The sequence below is a fragment of the Chitinophagaceae bacterium genome (assembly GCA_016713085.1).
Classification (GTDB): Bacteria; Bacteroidota; Bacteroidia; order Chitinophagales; family Chitinophagaceae; genus Lacibacter.
Window position 1 is genome coordinate 1,696,194 of sequence record JADJPV010000001.1, and the last position, 21,092, is coordinate 1,717,285.

The window sequence follows — 21,092 nt, forward strand, 5'->3', positions numbered from 1 at the left end:
TACTGTATCGCTTCATAAATTGTATGAGATGACTTAAGTTTATGCGTTATTAGTACATTAACCTGAACTAACAGCCTTACAATGAAGCCCCAATATCCACTATCTCTGATAGGAGTTTTCCTCCTGTTTTTTTTCTGTAATTATACGAATGCCCAAACTTATGGAACAACTGCTTCAGCAGTTTGGTTAAGCGATTGTAATCAAAGTAATTTCTTTAATACTTCTGGAACGAGTCCTGATTTAATCGGTCCCGCAGGCAATGCGTTTAATAATGCAAACCTTGGAGCACATACTCAAAATTCAGGAACACTTATTCTGCGTGGTGCAGAAGTAAGAACATTTAAAAACCCGGGCGTTGCTAATGTTTGCAGCGTTCGTATGTATTATCGTGTTTACCTGCAGAGCGGAGTACCTGGTGCTTTCAACAGTATTGATCTTCCATTGGCAGATAATTGTGATGTACCAACCAGCCAGTTCCCAACGGGCGGCAGTTGTATTGCAGGTGATCAGAAATGGCAACGTGTAATTGCTGACGGAACAACAATTCCTTATGCACCAGTTAATCTTACAAATTATCCCGCAGGTAATTATATACTGGAAGTATATTATGATGTTGCAGGTTCGTTTACATCTACATCTTTATGTAATGACCTTGTTGTTTTAAATAACAGTGGCGCAAATTATAAAGCAAACTTTTCTATACAGGCGCCAACAATTACAAGTAATAATCCAACATCCTGCAATGGTACAGAAGGTTCTGTTACTATCAGTGGATTAGTAGCAGGCGAAACCTATGCTGTTTCTTATACAGACGATGGCGCACCTGTTGGACCGGTAAACATTGTTGCCAATGCAGCAGGCCAGGTAATTATCAGTGGATTGAATGCGGGAATCTATTCCAATTTTGCTTTGGTGATTAACGGATGTACAACCAATCTTTTTACAGGAGTTGTTTTATCTAACCCGATTTTTATTCCTACGTTCAGCAGTATTCCGCCTTTCTGTGCAGGAACAACTGCACCTACATTGCCACCTACATCAAATAATGGTGTAACAGGAACATGGAGCCCGGCTGTTATTAATAATCTTGCAACAGGAAATTACACATTTACACCAAACACTGGTCAGTGCGGATTACCGGTAACAATTACTGTTACAGTTACTCCAAGAACAACACCAACATTCAGTTTTGGAACAACAAGAACAATTTGCGCCGGAGGTGCTGTTCCAACGTTACCAAATACATCAACCAATCTTATCACCGGAACCTGGAGCCCGGCCGTTGTTGACAATCAGAATTCAGGTGTGTATACATTTACACCAACAGCAGGCTTGTGTGCAAACCCAACAACATTTACAGTTACAGTTGCACCAAACATTACACCAACATTCAGCTTTGGAACTGCCTTAACGATTTGTGCAGGGGGGGCTGTTCCGACATTACCAACAACATCAACAAATAGTATAACCGGAACATGGAGTCCATCTGTTGCAGATAATCAAAATTCAGGCACCTATACCTTTACACCAACAGCAGGACAGTGTGCAACCACAACATCATTAACTGTTACAGTTAATCCAAATATAACTCCGGTATTCAGTTTTGGAACAACGTTAAATATTTGTGCAGGCGGAACTGTTCCAACACTTCCAACTACATCAACCAATGGAGTTACCGGAACATGGAGTCCATCTGTAGTTGACAATCAGAATTCAGGTGTGTACACATTTACACCAACAGCAGGACTTTGTGCAACAACAACAACATTTACTGTAACTGTTGCACCGAACATTACACCAACATTCAGCTTTGGTACTGCATTGAATATTTGTGCAGGCGGAACTGTTCCAACATTGCCGAATTCTTCAACCAATGGAATTACCGGAACATGGAGTCCGTCAACAGTAGATAATCAAAATTCAGGAACCTATACATTTACACCAACAGCAGGACAGTGTGCTACAACAGCAACCTTTACTGTAACTGTTGCACCGAATATTACACCAACATTCAGCTTTGGTACAACACTAATGATTTGTGCAGGAGGAACTGTACCAACGTTACCAACTACATCAACGAATGCTATAACCGGAACATGGAGTCCGTCAACAGTAGATAATCAAAACTCTGGTGTGTACACATTTACACCGACAGCTGGGTTGTGTGCAACCACAGCAACCTTTACTGTTACTGTAAATCCGAATGTTATACCAACGTTTAGCTTTGGAACAGCATTGACTATTTGCGCAGGAGGAACCGTTCCAACTTTACCAACTACATCAACCAATGGTATAACCGGAACATGGAGTCCATCAACTGTAGATAATCAGAATTCAGGTGTTTACACATTTACACCAACAGCAGGACAGTGTGCAACTACTGCAACCTTTACAGTTACGATTGCTCCGAATATTGTACCAACGTTTAGTTTTGGAACAGCATTGACTATTTGCGCAGGAGGAACCGTTCCAACTTTACCAACTACATCAACCAACGGCATTACCGGAACATGGAACCCGGCTGTAGTTGATAATCAGAACTCAGGTGTTTATACATTTACTCCAACAGCAGGGTTGTGTGCAACAACTGCAACATTTACTGTAACAGTTAACCCGAATATCACACCAACATTCAATTTTGGAACTGCATTAACGATTTGTGCAGGCGGAACAGTGCCGGCATTACCAACAACATCAACCAATAATATTACTGGAACCTGGAGCCCATCGGTTGTAGATAATCAAAGTTCAGGTGTATACACATTCACACCAACAGCCGGATTGTGTGCAACTACTGCAACTTTTACTGTAACAGTTAACCCAAATGTTACACCAACCTTTGCTTTTGGAACTGCAATAACAGTTTGTGCCGGAGCAAATGTTCCAACACTACCAACCACATCAACGAATGGTATAACCGGAACATGGAGCCCATCAACAGTAGATAATCAAAACTCAGGTGTATACACATTTACACCAACAGCGGGATTGTGTGCAACTACTGTAACATTCACTGTAACTGTTACTCCGAATATTATTCCAACATTCAGTTTTGGAACTGCGTTAACGATTTGCGCAGGCGGAACAGTTCCAACACTTCCAAACACATCAACAAATGGAATTGCAGGAACATGGAGCCCGGCAGTTGTTGATAATCAAAACTCAGGCGTTTATACATTTACTCCTGATGCAGGACCTTGTGCAACGACAGCAACTTTCACAGTAACTGTAAACCCGAACATAACACCAACATTCAGTTTTGGAACAACGCTGGTTATTTGCGCAGGCGGAACAGTACCGGCACTACCAACAACATCAGCGAATGGAATAACCGGAACATGGAGTCCATCAGTTGTTGACAATCAAAATTCAGCTGTGTACACATTTGCACCAACAGCTGGTCTTTGTGCTACAACAGCAACATTTACTGTAACCGTTACAACGAATATTGTTCCTGCATTTAGTTTTGGAACAGCACTAACAATCTGTGCAGGCGGAACAGTACCGGCATTACCAACAACATCAACCAATGGTGTAACTGGAACATGGAGTCCATCAACAGTAAGTAATCAAACTTCAGGAGTATATACATTTACACCAACTGCCGGACAGTGTGCAACAGTTGTAACATTCACAGTTACCGTTAATCCAAACATCACACCAACGTTCAGCTTTGGAACAACACTATCCATCTGTACTGCCGGAACAGTACCGGCATTACCGGCAACATCAACCAATGGTATAACAGGAACATGGAGCCCTTCTGTAGTTGATAATATAAACTCCGGCGTTTATACGTTTACACCAACAGCAGGTTTATGTGCAACTGCTGCAACCTTTACTGTAACGGTGAATCCAATTCTTACTCCAACGTTCAGCTTTGGAACTGTATTGAATATTTGTGCAGGTGGAACAGTACCGGCTTTGTCAACTACTTCAACCAATGGAATAACAGGTACATGGAGTCCGGCAACTGCAAGCAATCAAACAACCGGAACATATACATTTACTCCAACAGCAGGGCAGTGTGCAACTACTGCAAGCTTTACTGTTAACGTTACACCGAATACAGTACCAACCTTCAGTTTTGGAACAACACTTTCCATCTGTACAGGAGGAACAGTACCAGCATTGCCTGCAAGTTCTGATAATGGCGTAACCGGAACATGGAGCCCGGCAACTGCAAGTAATCAAACAACAGGAACCTATACATTTACACCAACTGCAGGAATATGTGCAACTGTTGTAACATTTACTGTAACGGTGAATCCAATTGTTACACCAACCTTCAGCATTGGTAATTCAATCTCAATTTGTATTGGTGCAACAGTTCCAACTCTTCCGCTAACATCAACGAATGGCATTGCAGGAACATGGAGTCCTTCAACAATCAGCAACCAGGCTGATGCTGTTTATACATTTACTCCTAACGCAGGACAGTGTGCGACTGCCACTACATTCGGCGTTCAGGTAAATCCAATTCCATCTGTAACAGTAAGAACAGATACAACAGTAAATGATGGCAGTATTTTACCGGCAACAAATTTCATTTCAACGCCCGGAGCTGTAGTATTAAACTGGACCAATTCAAATCGTTCAATCGGATTGCCTTCATCCGGTACAGGAAATGTTCCATCCTTTGTTGCAGTTAATACAGGTAATACAAATGTTACTGCAACCATCACTGTAACACCATCTATCAACGGATGTATTGGTACAGCAAGAACCTATATTATAACAGTGCGTCCATTAAATAAGGATGTATTTGTACCAAATGTGTTTTCACCAAACGGAGATGGAAAGAATGATGTGCTGCTGGTATTCGGTAATTATATTGACAAGCTTGAGATGCGCATCTTTAACCAGTGGGGACAGCAGATTGCACTGATCAACAGCCGCACACAGGGTTGGGATGGAAGAGATAACGGCAAGCCGCAACCGGTGGGTGTGTATATGTATGCATTAAGAGCTGTGATGAGTGATGGCCGCACAATTCAACTGAAAGGTTCCATTACGCTTGTACGATAATTTACAAACTGATTGTGACGAATAAAAATATTAAAATCTTTATCTGACAGTACTATGAAAAATAAAGCGATCATACAAACCGGGTTTCTTACAGCATGTTTGCTGACAGCAGGAATGCTCCGGACAGTAGCCCAAACAGATCCGCATTTTACGCAGAACTATACATACCCGATGTATATCAATCCTGCCATGACGGGAGGAAGTGATGGTGAGTACAGGGTATCTGCTGTGTACCGCACGCAATGGAGCAGTGTAAGTAATCCTTACCGCACCAGTGGTTTATCGTTTGATACACGCACCAGTAAGAACATTGCGTTAGGTGTGAATGTGCTGAATCAATCAGCAGGTGATGGAGGGTTTAATTATTTTAATGCCTATGGTTCTGTTGCTTACACAGGTGTAAAATTCGGAAACGAAGATCAGCACCGGTTGGTATTGGCGATCCAGGCAGGATTGATTAACCGTCGTGTAGATCAAACAAAATTCAAATGGGGCGATCAGTGGAATCCCATTACAGTATACAATGCATCGAATGCAACATCTGAAACATTTGCCGCTACCGGTTCAACTTCTTTTGATGCAGGTGCAGGTGTTTTGTATTATGATGCATCACCAGAAAAGAAAACAAATGTATTTGGAGGATTTTCTGTCTTTCATCTTACCCGTCCAAAAGATCCGATCATCTCTTCACAAAGTGTGGAACTGAATACAATACCATTACGTTATACGATCCATGGAGGGTTAAGTTTTAATCTTTCTGAACGCACCAGTATTGTGCCGCATGTATTGTATATGCAGCAGGGAACTGCAAAAGAAGTGATGCTTGGCACTTACGTTCAGCTGAATGTAAATGAAGAAACTGATTTTATGTTTGGGGGTTACTACCGTTTCAAAGATGCCATTGCACCATTTGTTGGTGTTGACTGGCGCAACTTTATTGTTGGTTTGAGTTATGATGTGAACACTTCTAAACTGGGAGCTATGACAAGGAACGTGAACAGTTTTGAATTAAGCCTTTCTTATATCAAACGAAAAGGTACAAGAAGCATTTTTGATTTTATCCGTTGTCCACGCTTATAAATTGTCAGCAATGAATATGCAGGGTATTACCAATATTAAAAGCCAGAACACGAATCATATGAAATCCAAACTTATTATAAAGCAGCAACAGATGAATCTGTTCTCATACATACAAATAAAGAAATTAACGGGCAGAATTATCCTGTCATGTTTTGTTTCTGCATTCTGTTTACAATCGCAGGGGCAGATCGATCAGCGCCTGGTAAAAGCCGATCAGTATTTTGCTGCCGGTGATTACTATACTGCAGCACATTTGTATGAGCAGTTTCTTACTCCCAAGCCAAATCAAAAAACCTATGCGAATTTTCCACTCAATGCCAAACGAAATACACAGGTTGGTGGCATGGGAAAAGGTGTAACAAAAAATGATATTCTCTACAGGCAGGCTGAAAGTTACCGTCTTGCCAATTACTGGCCACAGGCAGCAAGCGCTTATAAAAAAGCAACTGAGGCAGAACCATCGAAATATGCTGCGGGTTTATATTGGTACGCAATATGCCAGCGCAGTCTTGGTAAGTATGCTGATGCAGAAGAAAGTTTAAATCGTTTTCTCAGCAATGTAACAGCAAACGATCCGTTGAAACCGGCAGCAGAAAAAGAATTACATACGCTTACTTATATCAGAACACAATTAGCAAGGCCTGATACGGTAATGTATCATGTGCAGAAACTTACACTTTCAACAGGAGCAGATAAAGGAGTATACGCACCTGTGCATGTAAGCGGCGATCAGTTTTTGATCACCAGTACTGAAACAGATACTGTAATGAAAGAAGGAGTTAGTCCTTACCGAAACAGATTGTATACAACAACACTGTCAAACGGAACATTCCAGAATACAGAAGTACTCAGCATTGAAGGAACCGAAACAGCCATTAACCAGGGAGCAGCAACAATTAATCCTGCAAACGGTTCTGTTTATTTTACTCAATGGAAGAATATAAACGGACAAATCATTTCTTCTCTTTACTATGCAACTAAAACAGGAAAAGGATTAAGTGCGCCTGTATTACTTGGTTCAGTAAGCAGCAATGGGCACAGCAGCAAACAGCCTTTTATTACGAGTGATGGGAAATATTTATTCTTTGCATCCGACAGGCCTGGCGGAGCAGGAAAATTTGATATCTGGTATGCACCCATCAATGCAGATGGAACAACAGGGGATGCTGTGAATGCAGGAGCAACGATTAATACTGCTGCTGATGAACTTGCACCATTTTATCATAACACAAGTAATACCCTCGTGTTTTCTTCCAATGGAAAACAGGGCATGGGTGGTTATGATCTTTTCATGTCGAAAGGATCGGAAAACGGATGGAAAACAGCAGAGAACATGGGGCATCCTGTGAATTCCGTAAGAGATGATATTTATTTCTATGCACCGGAAAATCAATTGCTGTTAAGTAATGCCATCTTCAGTTCAGATCGTGGATCTTCCTGCTGCCTTGAAACATACACAGTAGCCAAAACACCCAAGAAAAAAATCATCAAAGGAATTGTGCGTGATTTAAAAGATAATCAACCTGTAGAAGGCGCAACCGTTGTGTGGAAAGATGCTTCAGGAAAAACAGGAACCATTGTTACAGGAACTGATGGTACTTACCAGTTTGAACTGGATGGTAATGTGGAGAAAGAGATTACTGTTACAAAAGAATTATACAAGGAAAAATCTGCAGGTATTACTGTAACAGGAACTGATGAATCAGACCTGTTTACAGATAAGCTCAGCAATACAGAGATCTTTATTGAAAAGAAACTGGTGATTAAAGTTGAAAATGTAGTGACTGTTTATTTTGATTTTGATATGAGTAACCTGAAAACAGCAGCAGTTGAAAAACTGGATTCTATTTACAACGTACTGGTTGAACATCCAACAGCTACGATTCAGATCTCCGGTTACACGGATGGATTGGGTTCAGTGGAATACAATGCAGTGCTGAGTGATAAAAGGGCAAGAGCATGCGCAGATTACCTGATTGCAAAAGGAATTGATACAGGACGAATTACGTTTGAATCGTTTGGCGCCTGCTGCCCGATTGAAATGGAACTGCTTAATGGCAGGGATAATGCTGAAGGAAGAAGTAAGAACAGAAGGGCGTTGATTAATGTAATGAAAGAGTAATCCAGTAGCCATGGACCGAGGAAATAAATAGTATATTAAAACGGGGTGTTCATTCCTGGACGCCCCTTTTTTATTTTGCAAAAGCTGATATTTATTCTGAATATTGAGGAAGAAAAACTCATTAAAAGATGTATGAAAAAGAAAGCAATCATACTTGATCTTGATAATACCATTTATTCAGTTCCTTCAATTGGCAATAAATTGTTTGCATCCTTATTTCTGATGATAGAAGAAAGCGGTGAACATACAGCTGAAATTGCAGCAATAAAAGATGAGATTATGCGGAAACCTTTCCAGCTGGTAGCGGCACAGCATCAGTTCAGTGAAGTGTTGACAAAGAAAGGAGTTGATCTGCTGCTGAATCTTACCTACGAAGTACCAATTGAACCTTTCAGTGATTATTTCTTCACGAAACAATTAACCTGCGATAAATTTTTAGTGACAACCGGTTTTTTAAAACTGCAGCAGAGCAAGATCAAAGGAATGGGAATAGAGCAGGATTTTAAGGAGATTCATATTGTTGATCCGGCCACATCACACAAAACAAAGAAAGATGTATTTGCGGAGATCATTTACAGAAATGCGTATCAGCTTGCAGAAGTAATTGTAGTAGGCGATGATCTGTATTCAGAAATTAAAGCGGCAAAGGAGTTGGGAATAGATACAGTGTTGTATGATAAATTCAATCTGCATGAAGGTAACAGCTCACAACGCAGGATTACAGACTTTAAAGAGCTGATTGAGTTTGTTAATTAATCAACTCACCCTGCCATATCCTGCGCAGCGGCTACTTCATCTTCCATAATTTTTTCCTCTTCATTTAGTTCTTCGGGTTGACGAGGTGTTTGCTTTTTACGCAGCATATTAAAACCAAGAACAGAAAGCATACATACTCCGCCAACTACCCACCATAAAACAGTAAAGCCCGATTTATCTGCAATTCTTGCACCGAACATGGGACCAAATGTCTGTGCAGCCGACCAGGCCATTGTATATAAAGCAGCATATTGTCCACGGTTACTGTGATTACTCCGTTCAATCCAAAAAGTATTCATAAAAGGCATGGCCAGCATTTCTGCAACAGTAATGATCAATATAATAACCATGGCCATGAGATGATTGATATTGAAAAAATTCAGCAACAGGTAAGAAACGCCTGTAAGGAATACACCGAACACAACAAATAGCAATGGCGTTTTTCTTTTTTCCAAACGATAGATCAGCGCCATTTCAGTGAACACGATGAACAACCCGTTTACTGCCATGAGAAATCCGATATACGGCTCAGAAAAATCCCGTTCCTTTTTAAAGTAAACCGACAGATTGGTAAACAGTTGAAAGAAACCGGAGGCAAATAAAAATGAACAGACAATAAACCACAAGTAAACTTTGTCTTTGTAAGCAGAAAGAACTTTTATACTTACTGCTGCAACTGTTTCTTTTTTTATTTCCTTTGCAGGTGGTTTCAGCAAACGGTAAAGTAGGAATGCTGCTGCAAGATTAGTGATGCCATCAATCCAGAACAGCAACTCATAATTGACATGTGCAATCAATCCGCCCAGGCCGCTGCCGATGGCCCAGCCTAAATTAATAGCCAGCCTGTTGAGTGAATAAGATCTTGTTCTGTTTTCTTCCTTGCTGTAAAAAGCAATGGCGGTTGAGTTGGCAGGACGGAAAGCTTCATTTACAAAACTCAGGATGAATGTAAAGATGCAGATGAGCGGATAGCTTTTCATTTGCCCCAGTACCATGAATAACAAACCGCCACCAATCAGTGTGATGAGCTGGATTTTATAAAAACCAATTTTATCAGTCAGCCTTCCGCCAATATATGCCCCGGTAAAAGCACCTGCACCAAACAATCCAAACACAAAACCTGCCTGACTGAGTGAATAACCCATGGCCGGACTGGTGAGATATAAACTCAGGAACGGTATCACCATGGTTCCGCTCCTGTTCACCAGCATGATCCATGATAATAACCAGGTTTGTTTCGACAAACCGGTATAAGACTGTTTATAAGAATTGAATATTTTTGAAAGCATAGCAGGAAAACAAAAGTATTATTATTCGGCAAGAAAGGAGCCAGAGTAAATTACTGAAGACTGCTGTTGTTGTTAGAATCTCAGAAACAAGTGAAATTGGAAGACGCAAATTACGACCTCCGGTTTTTATTTTTTATATTTATGAAATCAACTATAACCTATGGCAAAGAAAGAATTACAATTGCTGGTTGCTGAGCAAAAAATTCTCAACAGAATTTATGTTGTAAGGGGTGAAAAGGTGATGCTGGATAGGGATTTAGCAGAAATGTTCGGAGTGGATACAAAGGTTTTTAACCAAAGTGTGAAAAGAAATCTCGAACGATTTCCTAAAGATTTTATGTTTGCTTTGAATGAAAAAGAATGGAAAAACTTGAGGTCACAATTTGTGACCTCAAGTTGGGGCGGCGTAAGATACAAGCCTAATGTATTCACCGAACAGGGTGTAGCTATGTTATCCGGTATCTTAAGCAGTAAAACAGCAATTGAAGTGAATATCCGAATCATCCGGGTATTTACCAGGCTCCGGGAGTATGCATTAACACACAAAGAAATCTTATTACAACTTGCTAAACTGGAAAAGGAAGTAAAAGGTAACAGCAAAGACATTGAAAACATTTTTATGGTGCTGAAAGAGCTGGTAGAAAAACAAATCAAACCTGCAGTACCAAGGCAAAAGATAGGATTTAAGCAAAATGAGTAAAACCACTGGCGCAAAACCTAAAAAACACAATCAAAATGTATCCTCAGATAATTGTAAAGATTATGCAAATCTTATTTTTTCTGTTGCAGACTAACTATTCATTCAGTCAGTCTGTAAATCCTGTTTGTGTTACAGATTCTTGTAAAAAGAAATTTTTATCATACACAATCAATCATGGCAGCTTTCCAATGGAGTGTGTTTTGATTAAGTTTAAAGATAAATCAGAGAACAAGTGGAGTGAGGTTGTGTATGTAGTATCTATTCATAACTATTATTACTACTCGGTGGATTCAGTTAATACAAAAAAGTATATCGATTTTGTATATCAAGCTATTTGTAACGGGGATTACATTTTAAAAGACACAAGTGTTGATAAAATGTTTGGGGGGTATCGTTTAAAAGAAAATGTATACAACCAGATGAAATCGATGCCTGTTGATAAATTTTTATACAAGTATTTTGATAGGGAAGGCAATATTTTGATAAAATACCGGAATTACACTACAGAAGTTTTAGCAGTTTGTTTTTCTTACAACATTACTTTTCTTCTTGCTGAATATTATTATCCTGCAATCCATGATGCAACATGGGACGAATTATGTAAATATTACACTCAACTTAAGAACTTGCCCCGCCCTCTAAAGTCAAGGTATTATTGATGATTTTTGGAAAAGACAGAACCAATTAAATACTTAATATCAAAGCCCCGATTATCGGGGCTTTGATATTTGAGCTATTGGCAAAATAATTTTCTTACTGCTTCACCTCCGTCGTCACCTTCGGTACTTCTTTTGTCCAGGCACCAATATCCATTTTCCGGGGAGTAGGATAAATTTCATCTAATGTATTACCATCATACAGTCTTCCGTTTTTCACCACATAGCGAATGGTATTTGTATTGCGGATGTTCGCCAGCGGATTTGCATCCATGATCACAATATCAGCAAGCTTTCCGTTTTCTATACTTCCCAGTTCTTTATCCAACCCCAATGCAGTTGCACCAAGAATGGTTGAAGTACGCAACATATTGATCGGGCTCATACCGCCACTGCCAACACTCCACATTTCCCAATGATAACCGAGACCCTGTAACTGACCATGACTTCCAATACCTGCAAGACCACCTTGTGACACTACACTGTTTACAGTTTTTGCATGTTTCGGAAACACATGATCTTCGGGTGCAAACCATCCACCCAAACCACCTGCACGTCTGCGTGCCTTTGCATTTAACTCTTCATAAGGAGTAAACCGGTTGAGCTTTGGATCATGTAACGGACTCTCTGTTGTGTAATAAAAATTCTCGGCCCATGGTCCGCCATACGCAACTAATAACGTTGGCGTGTAAGCCATTTTACTTTCTGCAATGGTTTTGGTTAAATCATTGTACAATGGAAAAACAGGAATAGCATGTTCATGACCGGGATAACCATCAAATAATTGTGTCATGTTCAGTTTGAAATCCAAACCACCTTCTGTGGTAGGCATCAGCTTTTGTTCTTTTGCTGCCATGATCACCCACTGACGCATTTGCCTGTTACCAACCAAATACATTTTTATATACTGTGTGTTGTAATATTTGCTTTATTGCTTCAGTACATTTTTTGTTTGTTCAAGATCTTTTAAATTATACATCCAGAAACCAACACCAGGGCCTGTGCTGTAAATACGTGGACCTGGTACCTGTCCTGCATCAACCATATCGCCCCATGTTAAAACATCCGTAGTTGCAGTTTGCGGATCTCTTGTTGTAGTAACTCCATATGCAAGATTGGCTGCATAAATCCACGATGTGTTTTTATGCAATCCCCAGTAGGTCCACATATGCGAATGTGTATCTACAAAACCCGGTGTGATTGTTTTGCCTGTACAATCAATTTCTTTTGTTCCGGCAGGAGGACTCAGTGTTCCCGTTTTACCAACTGCTTTAATCCGGTTATTAACAATCAGCACATCACCATTTTCAATTACCTCTTCTCCTTTCATGGTAATGATCCTTGCGTTCTTTAATAGGATGCTGCCAATTGGCATATCTTTTTGATAATATACTTTCACCTGCGTTTCATCGGGCGAATATTTTTCTGCTTTCTTCTTTGCTTCCAGTGCAAGCTTGTCCCTGTTTGCTCTTGCCGTATCAACTTTTAAAATGGCAGCAAGTGAATCTGCACTTTTCTTTGCAAGCGAATCAGCAACACGTTTTGCATCCGGTCCCAAAGCAATCAAAGCTTTCACACTGTCGGCCAATCTTTTTGTTTCGATTTTTTTAGCTGCTTTCACAGAATCTTCTACAAACTTTGCCCTTTCTGTATCATATACCCAATGGCCATTTCCCAAACTCCAGTGAATTTTTTTACCGTTCGCTTCCCATGCAGGAAACTCACCGCCAATTTCCGTTAACTGTTTAGAAGGAAATGAACTGAATGCTGGGTCGGCTACATTAATGTTGGGTATTTTACCTGCATCTGGAATGGTAACAACATATACATTATTGTTTACCTGTGCGATGGCCTGGTTACCAACAGGAGACATTAATATTGTACCGGCAGGTGTTGGTAAATTTTGCGGTTCACGGTTTCCTGCACTTTCAGGTAGCATGCAGTTATTAACCGGGTCCATATTCATCATTGGTTTACCCATTACATACTTTACAGTATTGGCAACCTGTTCTCCATTATTTGTTTGATGATGATCTGCATCTGCAACAGCACCATAGGTTGTAATACCTGTAATACGTGCATGCGTTTTTTGATCGGTACCATCCCAGCGAACAGAAACCAATGCACCACCACCAGTATTGAGATAAATACGGTTGGTATCTTTTGTAAAATGAATGTTACCATAGTTGGCAGCAAGCAGATCAACTTTTGTAACGTTGCCGCCATTGGGATTCATCCACACAAGATCAGCTTCATTACCACTGTAAAAAGGATCTTCTGCATCTTTGAATAAACGCTTTGGTCCACGGAAAAATGCAATGCGGTTATTGTAACTCCATACAGGCTGCATATAAAAGGCAGCTTCATTTGTAAGTTTAGTAACAGATGGTTTTGGAGACAACACTGCTTTAAAAATATTACCACCATCTGTTTCACTCCATGTAACAAATACCAGTTGATTTCCATCAGGGCTCCAGGAAGGCATTGCCTCAGTAAAATTAAAATTAGTTACACGTTTTGCAGTGCCACCGGGATAATCCATTACATACAACCTGTTCAATACAGTGAAGGCCAATTTCTTTCCATCAGGACTTGGAACGCCATCACGAATTTGTGTTGCCAATGCTGCGCTGGTATCTTTCACTGCATAATTAAAATAAAGCCTTGGGCCCATTTCAAGATTTACATCTGCATCAAAAATTATTTCTGTGGCCTTGCTTCCATCAACAGGAAGTTTCCAGAGCTTACCGCCGTAACTGGCAATTAAAAATTTACTATCGGGTGTAAAACTCATACCGGGCAACACACCTTGCGGTGCAATACTTTCCTGTTCATCTCTCTGCACAGGATAGGCCAGCCATTTTTCATCACCGGTTTTCATATTACGCAAAATCAAACCTGTTTTATCTTCATACCTGCTACCATAAGCCAGCCACTGTCCGTCTTTACTGAGTGTTGGTGTGAAAGATGAACCATACCTGCTTGCAATTACATTCACGGTTCCTTTTTCACGGTCGTATGTTCCTATTTGATACTGCGGAAGCAATGCATTGTAATTCCATGAACCAATCCGCTGACTGTAATAAACGGTTCTTCCATCTGCACTTACAAAGGGATCAATCATTTTGAGGTTGGGGGGAAGTTCACCCAGTTGAATGCCGCCACCACCATCTTTATGATACATCCAGAGTTTTGCAATACGGCGACCTTTGCTGGCAATGATATAATTGCCATCGGGTGTCCATACTGCTCCGGGAAAATCTTCTGTGCGGTCTTTGGTTAATTGAATGGTATCCTGTTTTTCCATATCAATGTACCAGATATTATCACTGCCGCTTCTATCGCTGGTGAATAGAATCTTTTTTCCATCGGGGCTGAAACGTGGATGTGTTTCATACGCAATTCCTTTAGTTACCTGTGTTGCTTTTCCACCGTTGATGGGAATGGTATAAATATCTCCCATCAAATCAAATGCAATCGTACTTCCATCAGGACTAATATCTACACTCATCCATGTTCCTTCTTTGGTATTGAATTTTACCTGCCGCTCTGGTTTAAGCGGAAGGCTTGTGAACGGAGTGTAAACCATCGTGTCTTTTTTAACACTGTCAGCAAGATTAATTTGCTGTGCTGTTACCGGGGAAAAAGACAGTAACACTAAAGCAATGAAGATTGATTTCATCATAAAGCAGTTTTTTTGAAAATTAATAAAACAGTTGAGTCTTTTTCAGGAATTAATATGAAATATTACAAATGGTAATTGTACAGATGAAGCTGTTTACTTTTTTGCGTACCTTTTTTTCATCATTGAACAGAATAAGCAGGCCCAAACAATGCCCTGCCACTTCTTGTTCCCGTATGTTTCCCTTCATCAATTACAAGTTGCCCGTTAACCAGTATAAACTGGAAACCTTTTGAAAACTGGTGAGGGTTTTCGAATGTAGCATTGTCTGTTACTTCTGCTTCGTTGAACACAACAATATCAGCAGCCATTCCTTCCCTGATCAATCCACGATCCTTCAACTGAAATTTCTGTGCAGCAAGAGAAGTCATTCTTCTTATGGCTTCTTCCAGTGAAATGATCTGCTGTTCACGCACATATCTTCCAAGCACTCTTGCATTGGTTCCATAAGTGCGTGGGTGCGGCATACCTCTGCCTGTGCTGACACCAGCATCGGCACCAACCATATTAAATGGATATTTCATAAAAGCCTGTACATCTTTTTCACTCATGCTGTGATATACCATTTGTGCACCACCTGCCAGCATCAGGTCAAGTATTGTTTCAGCTTCTTCTTTTACTTTTGGTTTTCTTCCTTTAAGAATGTTGATCTCTGAAATACTTTTTCCATTCAACGTACTGTCAGCTGCATGATTGGCCACTACTGCAAAACTGTAATTTTTATACTTGTATCTTTTTAATTGTGTAAGCATTTCATCAATCATTTGCTGGTGAAGAACAGGATCGTTGATTCTTTTTTTCAACGAGTCGGTTCCACCTGCCAATGCCCAGTCGGGTAAACGTACACCAAGGTTCGTGCTGCTGGCTGTATAGGGATACTGATCAATGGTTACATCATATCCTTCTTTTCTTGCAGATTGAATGAGTGATAAAGTTTCTCCTGATCTTCCCCAATTAGCAGGACCGCTTAATTTAAAATGCGAAATCTGTACAGGGATATTTGCCGCCCTACCAATATTGATAGCTTCGTTAATAGCACCCACCACTCCGTTTTCTTCATTACGGATATGTGATGCGTAAATGCCATAAAACTTTGCAGTTTCTTTTGCCAGTCCAATTACTTCATCTGTATTACTGTACATACCGGGCAAATAAATAAGTCCAGTTGAAAGACCAACAGCACCATCTTTCATTGCTTTGGCAATGAGTTTCTCCATTTGTAATTGTTCTGCTGCAGTTGTAAACCTGTTATCCAAACCCATTACCTGGCGACGGATGGTATTATGACCAATCAAAGAAGCAACATTAATAGAAGTATGTATACTATCGATCCTTGTAAAGAATTGATGCAGATCATCAGCCGACCCACCACAATTACCGGTGATAACAGTAGTAACACCATCATAAATATAGTTATCTGCAGTTGGTCGTTCAAAGATGCCGCTTTCAATATGCCCGTGTATTTTTCCAGCAGCTCCTGCATTTGTGTGGGAGTATTGAAATGCATTTTACCGGTAAGCATTCCATTGCGGTTAACGACTCTCTGTGCCGGAACTTTTGGTTTTACTTTTCCTGCGCCATTCATGGCCCATCCAACCATACGTGCAGATAATTTTGTACCGAGATAAACGGCAATTGCACCATACGATGTTACACGCCCTTTTGGAATTTGCCTCACCACATCATACACATCTTCAAAAAAAGTATACTCTTTTGGTTTACCCGGTTCAGGCTTCGCCTTCGGTAATGCTTTGCTCACCGAAAGAAGTTGGGGAGATTTTTTTGGCTTCATTGTTTCGTTCTTTCAGCAACAAGATACGACGGGGCTCCGAAACATTTTCATATGCAAAGGGACAATGTCTGCAACCCAGTCCGCAGCAATAGCCCCGGTCTTCATGATATTTTTCCGTGAGGACCATATTGTCATCCTCATCATAATAAAAATCAATCCCCTCTGCAAGTTTGTTCATTGCTTTTAAAAATACTGTATAATGATTAACCACCCAGTTTGGTTTTTGTTGAAAGAATAAGAAAATTTATTCTCTTTCTGTATCAAACACCCATTGTTTTAGCAGCGCATCGGTTTCTATCGGTAATTGCTGCTGAGGTAATGAGAAGCTGAGATAATGGATGCGGTTGCTTTGTGCAATATCCAAACCCTCGTAATGTGTTTTGATCTTCAGCTCATCGTTCAATTCTGTCTGATTATAGAGATGATCAATATCTGTATGCACCGGTAAGCTGTACAGTTCAATCACCTGTTTGGTAAAATGATACAAAACCGGTGAGTCTGTTTTTAAATGAATCAATCCGCCAGGTTGTAGAAACTGCTGGTACAATCGCAGGAACTTTGGATGCGTTAAACGTTTTTTATGTTTGGATGCACGCAGCTGTGGATCAGGAAAACTGATCCAGATTTCACTCACTTCATCTTTGGCAAAATATTCAGCAATCCGGTCAATCTGTGAACGGAGAAAAGCAACATTACTTAAGTTTTCTTTTAAAGCTGTTTTTGCCCCCACCCAGATGCGGTTGCCTTTTAAATCAACACCCAGGAAATTCCGTTGCGGATGTAAACGGCCAAGCCCAACCGCATATTCACCTTTCCGCAGGCAAGCTCTAAAGTAACAGGGTGATTGTTTTTAAAAAACACATGCCAGTTGCCCGGCATTTCCTGCGGGTATTGTAATACGTTAGGAAATGTTTCAATTTCAGAAAAGCGGATGAGTTTCTTTTGGCCCATAAAGCGGCAAAGTTAATGGCTCCTTTTGTTTTGCGGGAGAAAGCTGCAAAAAACAAATGGGCGTTTGCTTTTAATTGCAATAAAAACAAATTATATTTAAACACAATCCACTCCCTTCGGGAATCTTCTAACCAACTTTCGCCTTACGCTTTATTTCTTAAACTGTAAAACCAACTAACTATGCCCAAAGTAATAATACTTGGAGGTGGCGTGGCAGGTATGAGTGCCGCTCATGAACTGATTGAAAGAGGATTTGAAGTGGAAGTGTATGACAGGCATAAGGTATATGCCGGAGGCAAAGCAAGAAGTGTACATATTAAAGAGCCGGCAGCAGAAAATAATGAACCTTTACCGGGCGAACATGGCTTTCGTTTTTTTCCCGGTTTTTATAAGCATGTGATCGATACCATGAAACGTATTCCGTATAAAAAAAGCGACGGAACAGAGGTTATGGTTTCCGACAATCTTACTTCAACAGCAAGGGTTTTGCTTGCAAGGAATGGAAAGCCATCAATTACAACGATTGTGAATTTTCCGCATACATTGAATGATATCAAAACTTTGCTGAACTCCATGCATGCTGATACAGGGTTAACGGAAGAAGAGAAACATTTCTTTGCCGGGAAAGTATGGCAGCTGATGACTTCCTGTTATGAACGCAGAGCCAATGATTATGAAAAGATCAGCTGGTGGGATTACCTGGAAGCAGATCGTTTTTCAGATAATTACAGGGCATTACTGGTGCAGGGCTTAACCAGAACACTGGTTGCAGCCAATGCAAAATTTGCCAGTACTAAAACAGGCGGTGATATTTTTCTGCAACTCATTTTTAATATTACCAATCCGCATGTGCATACCGATCGTGTATTAAATGGCCCTACCAATTCAGTATGGATACACCCATGGTATGATTATCTAACTGCTAAGGGAGTAAAATACTTCAGGCACTATGAAGTAACAGGAATTGAAATGACGGATCGGAAAATATCCGGCGCTAAAATTTTAGATAAGAATACCAACAATACTATAACTGCTACGGGTGATTATTATCTGCTTGCAGTGCCGGTTGAAAAAGCAGCAGCATTAATTACAAAAGATATGCTTGCTGTTGATGCAACATTACAGGGCATTATTGATTTAGCACCAAGTGTTGCCTGGATGAACGGTGTTCAGTATTATTTACCGGAAGAAACAACTCTTGTTGATGGCCATACAATTTATTCTGATTCACCATGGGCTGTTACTTCTATTTCACAGTTACAGTTCTGGAAAGATTATGATATCAGGACAAAAGGAGATGGAAAGATTCGCACCATTTTATCAGTTGATGTTTCTGATTGGGATACGAAGGGATCAAACGGATTAACAGCAAAAGAATGCACACATGAACAGTTGAAAGATGAAATCTGGAAACAGATAACAGATAGCCTCAACGTAAATGGCAAACAGGCATTACCAAAGGAAACTCCGGCTTTGTGGCATATTGATGGAGATATCAAAGCAATTCCGGGAACGGGTATAAGAGAAAGAAACGAAGAGCCGCTGCTGGTAAATACAGTTAACTCATGGAATTTACGGCCGGATGCATATACTGAAATATCCAATCTTTTTCTGGCCTCTGATTATGTAAAAACATTTACTGACTTAGCCACAATGGAAGGTGCAAACGAAGCAGCACGCAGGGCAGTTAACTCAATTATTGATGCAGCGAAAGTGAATGCTCCGATGTGTGAAATCTGGAAGCTGCACGAGCCGGATATTCTTGCCGGTTTCAGAAAGCATGATCTCAAAAGATATCAGGAAGGATTAAAATGGGAAATGTATGAGCCCTGGTGGCTGAAAATCATTTTAAAGATTGTATCATTCTTTAAAAAATTATTTGGGAAAAAAGGGTAGAAGAAAACCAACCTGTTTTAAACTTAAAAATCAACGCTTATGCCTTTTGTTAATATGCAGGACTATACATTGCTCGATCATCTCCTGTTTGGAATAGGATGTTTTTTATGGGTAATCGTTTATATTCTTGTACTCATCAATATCCGCAAGTTTAAGTTTGTAGAAATCCCGATGATTGCAGTAACAGTCAATTTTGCATGGGAAACCTTGTGGAGCTGGACCTTCGTTTCCAATATGGGTATGCTGTATGTGTGGGGTTACCGCAGCTGGTTTTTTCTTGATTGCTTTATTGTGTTTTATACATTGAAATACGGGTATAAACAATTGCAGTTAAATGTTTCACCAACAGCAAGTAGAATTGCTTTTGCTGCTTTCTGGGTAGCCTGGCTGGTGATTTTATATTTTTTCAGTGTTAAGTTTGATATTCCTCAAAGCGGAATGGGGGGATATGGAGGTTATTGGTGTAATCTCATTATGTCGTCTGTTTATATAACACTTCTTCTGCGTAAAAAAAACCTGGAATACTTTTCTGTTTCCGGTGCATGGCTGAAAGGATTGGGAACTTTTCTGGTAACGCTGTTTTGTATCAATCATGCACAATGGAAAGGGGAATGGTTTTTATACAGTCTTGGAATTGCAACTGCTCTTTTAGATGCAGTTTATATCTGTACACTTTACTGGTTAAAGAAAAAACAAACTGCCAATGTCAGCATGGGGTAATTTTATTGAAAGCATTTTTGGTTTTGATCTGCTTGAAGCACAGGAGCGGCGCAAGCGTCGTATGACCATTGAATTGTCATTATGGATTGTAATTGCAGGCATTATGTACAACCTGGTGTACGTATATCTTGGATACCCGGCTGCCATAACAGTTTCTGTTGTATCAATTATTGCAACTATTTTGAATATCCTTGTCTTTTACTTTTCAAAGAATTATAAGCTCTTCAAAATAACACAGCTGGTTATTCTCGTATTCTTTGGTTTTCTAGATCATGTAATACTTGGAGGATTTGTAGATGGAAGCGGTGTTGGTTTATGTGCAATCCTTGCTGCAATGGGCGCATTGATCTTTACTGATGTGCGGACAGCCAGGTTCTTTTTCTTCTTTTTATAATAGGTGTCGTTGGTGTTGGTATTTGG

General features: G+C 40.1%; 13 protein-coding genes and 2 pseudogenes. 9 read left to right on the forward strand and 6 right to left on the reverse strand.

Features of this window, described 5'->3' with window-relative positions:
• The first annotated feature begins 81 nt into the window (after window positions 1-81).
• From IPK31_08260 to IPK31_08275, 4 genes are all read left to right on the forward strand, one after another.
• Window positions 82-5,028: a gliding motility-associated C-terminal domain-containing protein gene (locus IPK31_08260; GenBank protein ID MBK8087926.1), complete on the forward strand. Its 4,947-nt coding sequence runs from the start codon at window positions 82-84 to the stop codon at window positions 5,026-5,028.
• 54 nt (window positions 5,029-5,082) lie between these two features.
• On the forward strand, window positions 5,083-6,108 hold the full coding sequence (locus IPK31_08265) for a PorP/SprF family type IX secretion system membrane protein (GenBank protein ID MBK8087927.1): 1,026 nt from the start codon (window positions 5,083-5,085) through the stop codon (window positions 6,106-6,108).
• Between the two features lie 58 nt (window positions 6,109-6,166).
• Entirely contained in the window at window positions 6,167-8,230 is a 2,064-nt protein-coding gene (locus IPK31_08270; protein ID MBK8087928.1) for an OmpA family protein, read from the forward strand.
• A 132-nt stretch (window positions 8,231-8,362) separates the two neighbouring features.
• A complete protein-coding gene (locus tag IPK31_08275) occupies window positions 8,363-8,986 on the forward strand; it encodes an HAD family hydrolase (GenBank protein ID MBK8087929.1) in 624 nt (207 codons plus the stop codon).
• A 5-nt stretch (window positions 8,987-8,991) separates the two neighbouring features.
• Here IPK31_08275 and IPK31_08280 read toward each other — a convergent pair whose 3' ends face one another.
• Window positions 8,992-10,275, reverse strand: a complete 1,284-nt coding sequence (locus tag IPK31_08280; protein MBK8087930.1) for an MFS transporter — start codon at window positions 10,273-10,275, stop codon at window positions 8,992-8,994.
• Window positions 10,276-10,435: 160 nt separating this feature from the next.
• Between IPK31_08280 and IPK31_08285 the strand changes: the two genes are divergently transcribed.
• Window positions 10,436-10,975, forward strand: a complete 540-nt coding sequence (locus IPK31_08285) for an ORF6N domain-containing protein (protein ID MBK8087931.1) — start codon at window positions 10,436-10,438, stop codon at window positions 10,973-10,975.
• A 35-nt stretch (window positions 10,976-11,010) separates the two neighbouring features.
• Window positions 11,011-11,634 carry a hypothetical protein gene (locus tag IPK31_08290; protein MBK8087932.1) on the forward strand — a complete coding sequence of 208 codons (624 nt, stop codon included), beginning with the start codon at window positions 11,011-11,013 and terminating at the stop codon, window positions 11,632-11,634.
• A gap of 94 nt (window positions 11,635-11,728) precedes the next feature.
• Here IPK31_08290 and IPK31_08295 read toward each other — a convergent pair.
• From IPK31_08295 to trmB, 5 genes and pseudogenes are all read right to left on the reverse strand, one after another.
• Window positions 11,729-15,316: pseudogene (locus IPK31_08295) on the reverse strand (PD40 domain-containing protein).
• Window positions 15,317-15,435: 119 nt separating this feature from the next.
• Entirely contained in the window at window positions 15,436-16,608 is a 1,173-nt protein-coding gene (locus tag IPK31_08300) for an amidohydrolase family protein (protein MBK8087933.1), read from the reverse strand.
• Window positions 16,605-17,105, reverse strand: a complete 501-nt coding sequence (locus IPK31_08305) for an MGMT family protein (GenBank protein MBK8087934.1) — start codon at window positions 17,103-17,105, stop codon at window positions 16,605-16,607. The genes IPK31_08300 and IPK31_08305 overlap by 4 nt, the downstream gene beginning before the upstream one ends.
• Entirely contained in the window at window positions 17,041-17,283 is a 243-nt protein-coding gene (locus IPK31_08310; protein MBK8087935.1) for a hypothetical protein, read from the reverse strand. Before IPK31_08310 ends, IPK31_08305 begins: the two co-directional genes overlap by 65 nt.
• A 66-nt stretch (window positions 17,284-17,349) precedes the next feature.
• Window positions 17,350-18,056, reverse strand: a pseudogene (trmB, locus tag IPK31_08315) (tRNA (guanosine(46)-N7)-methyltransferase TrmB).
• 180 nt (window positions 18,057-18,236) lie between these two features.
• Here trmB and IPK31_08320 point away from each other — a divergent pair.
• From IPK31_08320 to IPK31_08330, 3 genes are read left to right on the forward strand one after another with little or no spacing between them, the layout of a single operon-like run.
• Window positions 18,237-19,952 carry an FAD-dependent oxidoreductase gene (locus IPK31_08320; protein MBK8087936.1) on the forward strand — a complete coding sequence of 572 codons (1,716 nt, stop codon included), beginning with the start codon at window positions 18,237-18,239 and terminating at the stop codon, window positions 19,950-19,952.
• A gap of 39 nt (window positions 19,953-19,991) precedes the next feature.
• Window positions 19,992-20,672 carry a hypothetical protein gene (locus IPK31_08325; protein ID MBK8087937.1) on the forward strand — a complete coding sequence of 227 codons (681 nt, stop codon included), beginning with the start codon at window positions 19,992-19,994 and terminating at the stop codon, window positions 20,670-20,672.
• Window positions 20,656-21,066 (forward strand): hypothetical protein, encoded by a 411-nt coding sequence (locus tag IPK31_08330; GenBank protein MBK8087938.1) that lies wholly within the window; start codon window positions 20,656-20,658, stop codon window positions 21,064-21,066. The genes IPK31_08325 and IPK31_08330 overlap by 17 nt, the downstream gene beginning before the upstream one ends.
• Window positions 21,067-21,092 lie beyond the last annotated feature (26 nt).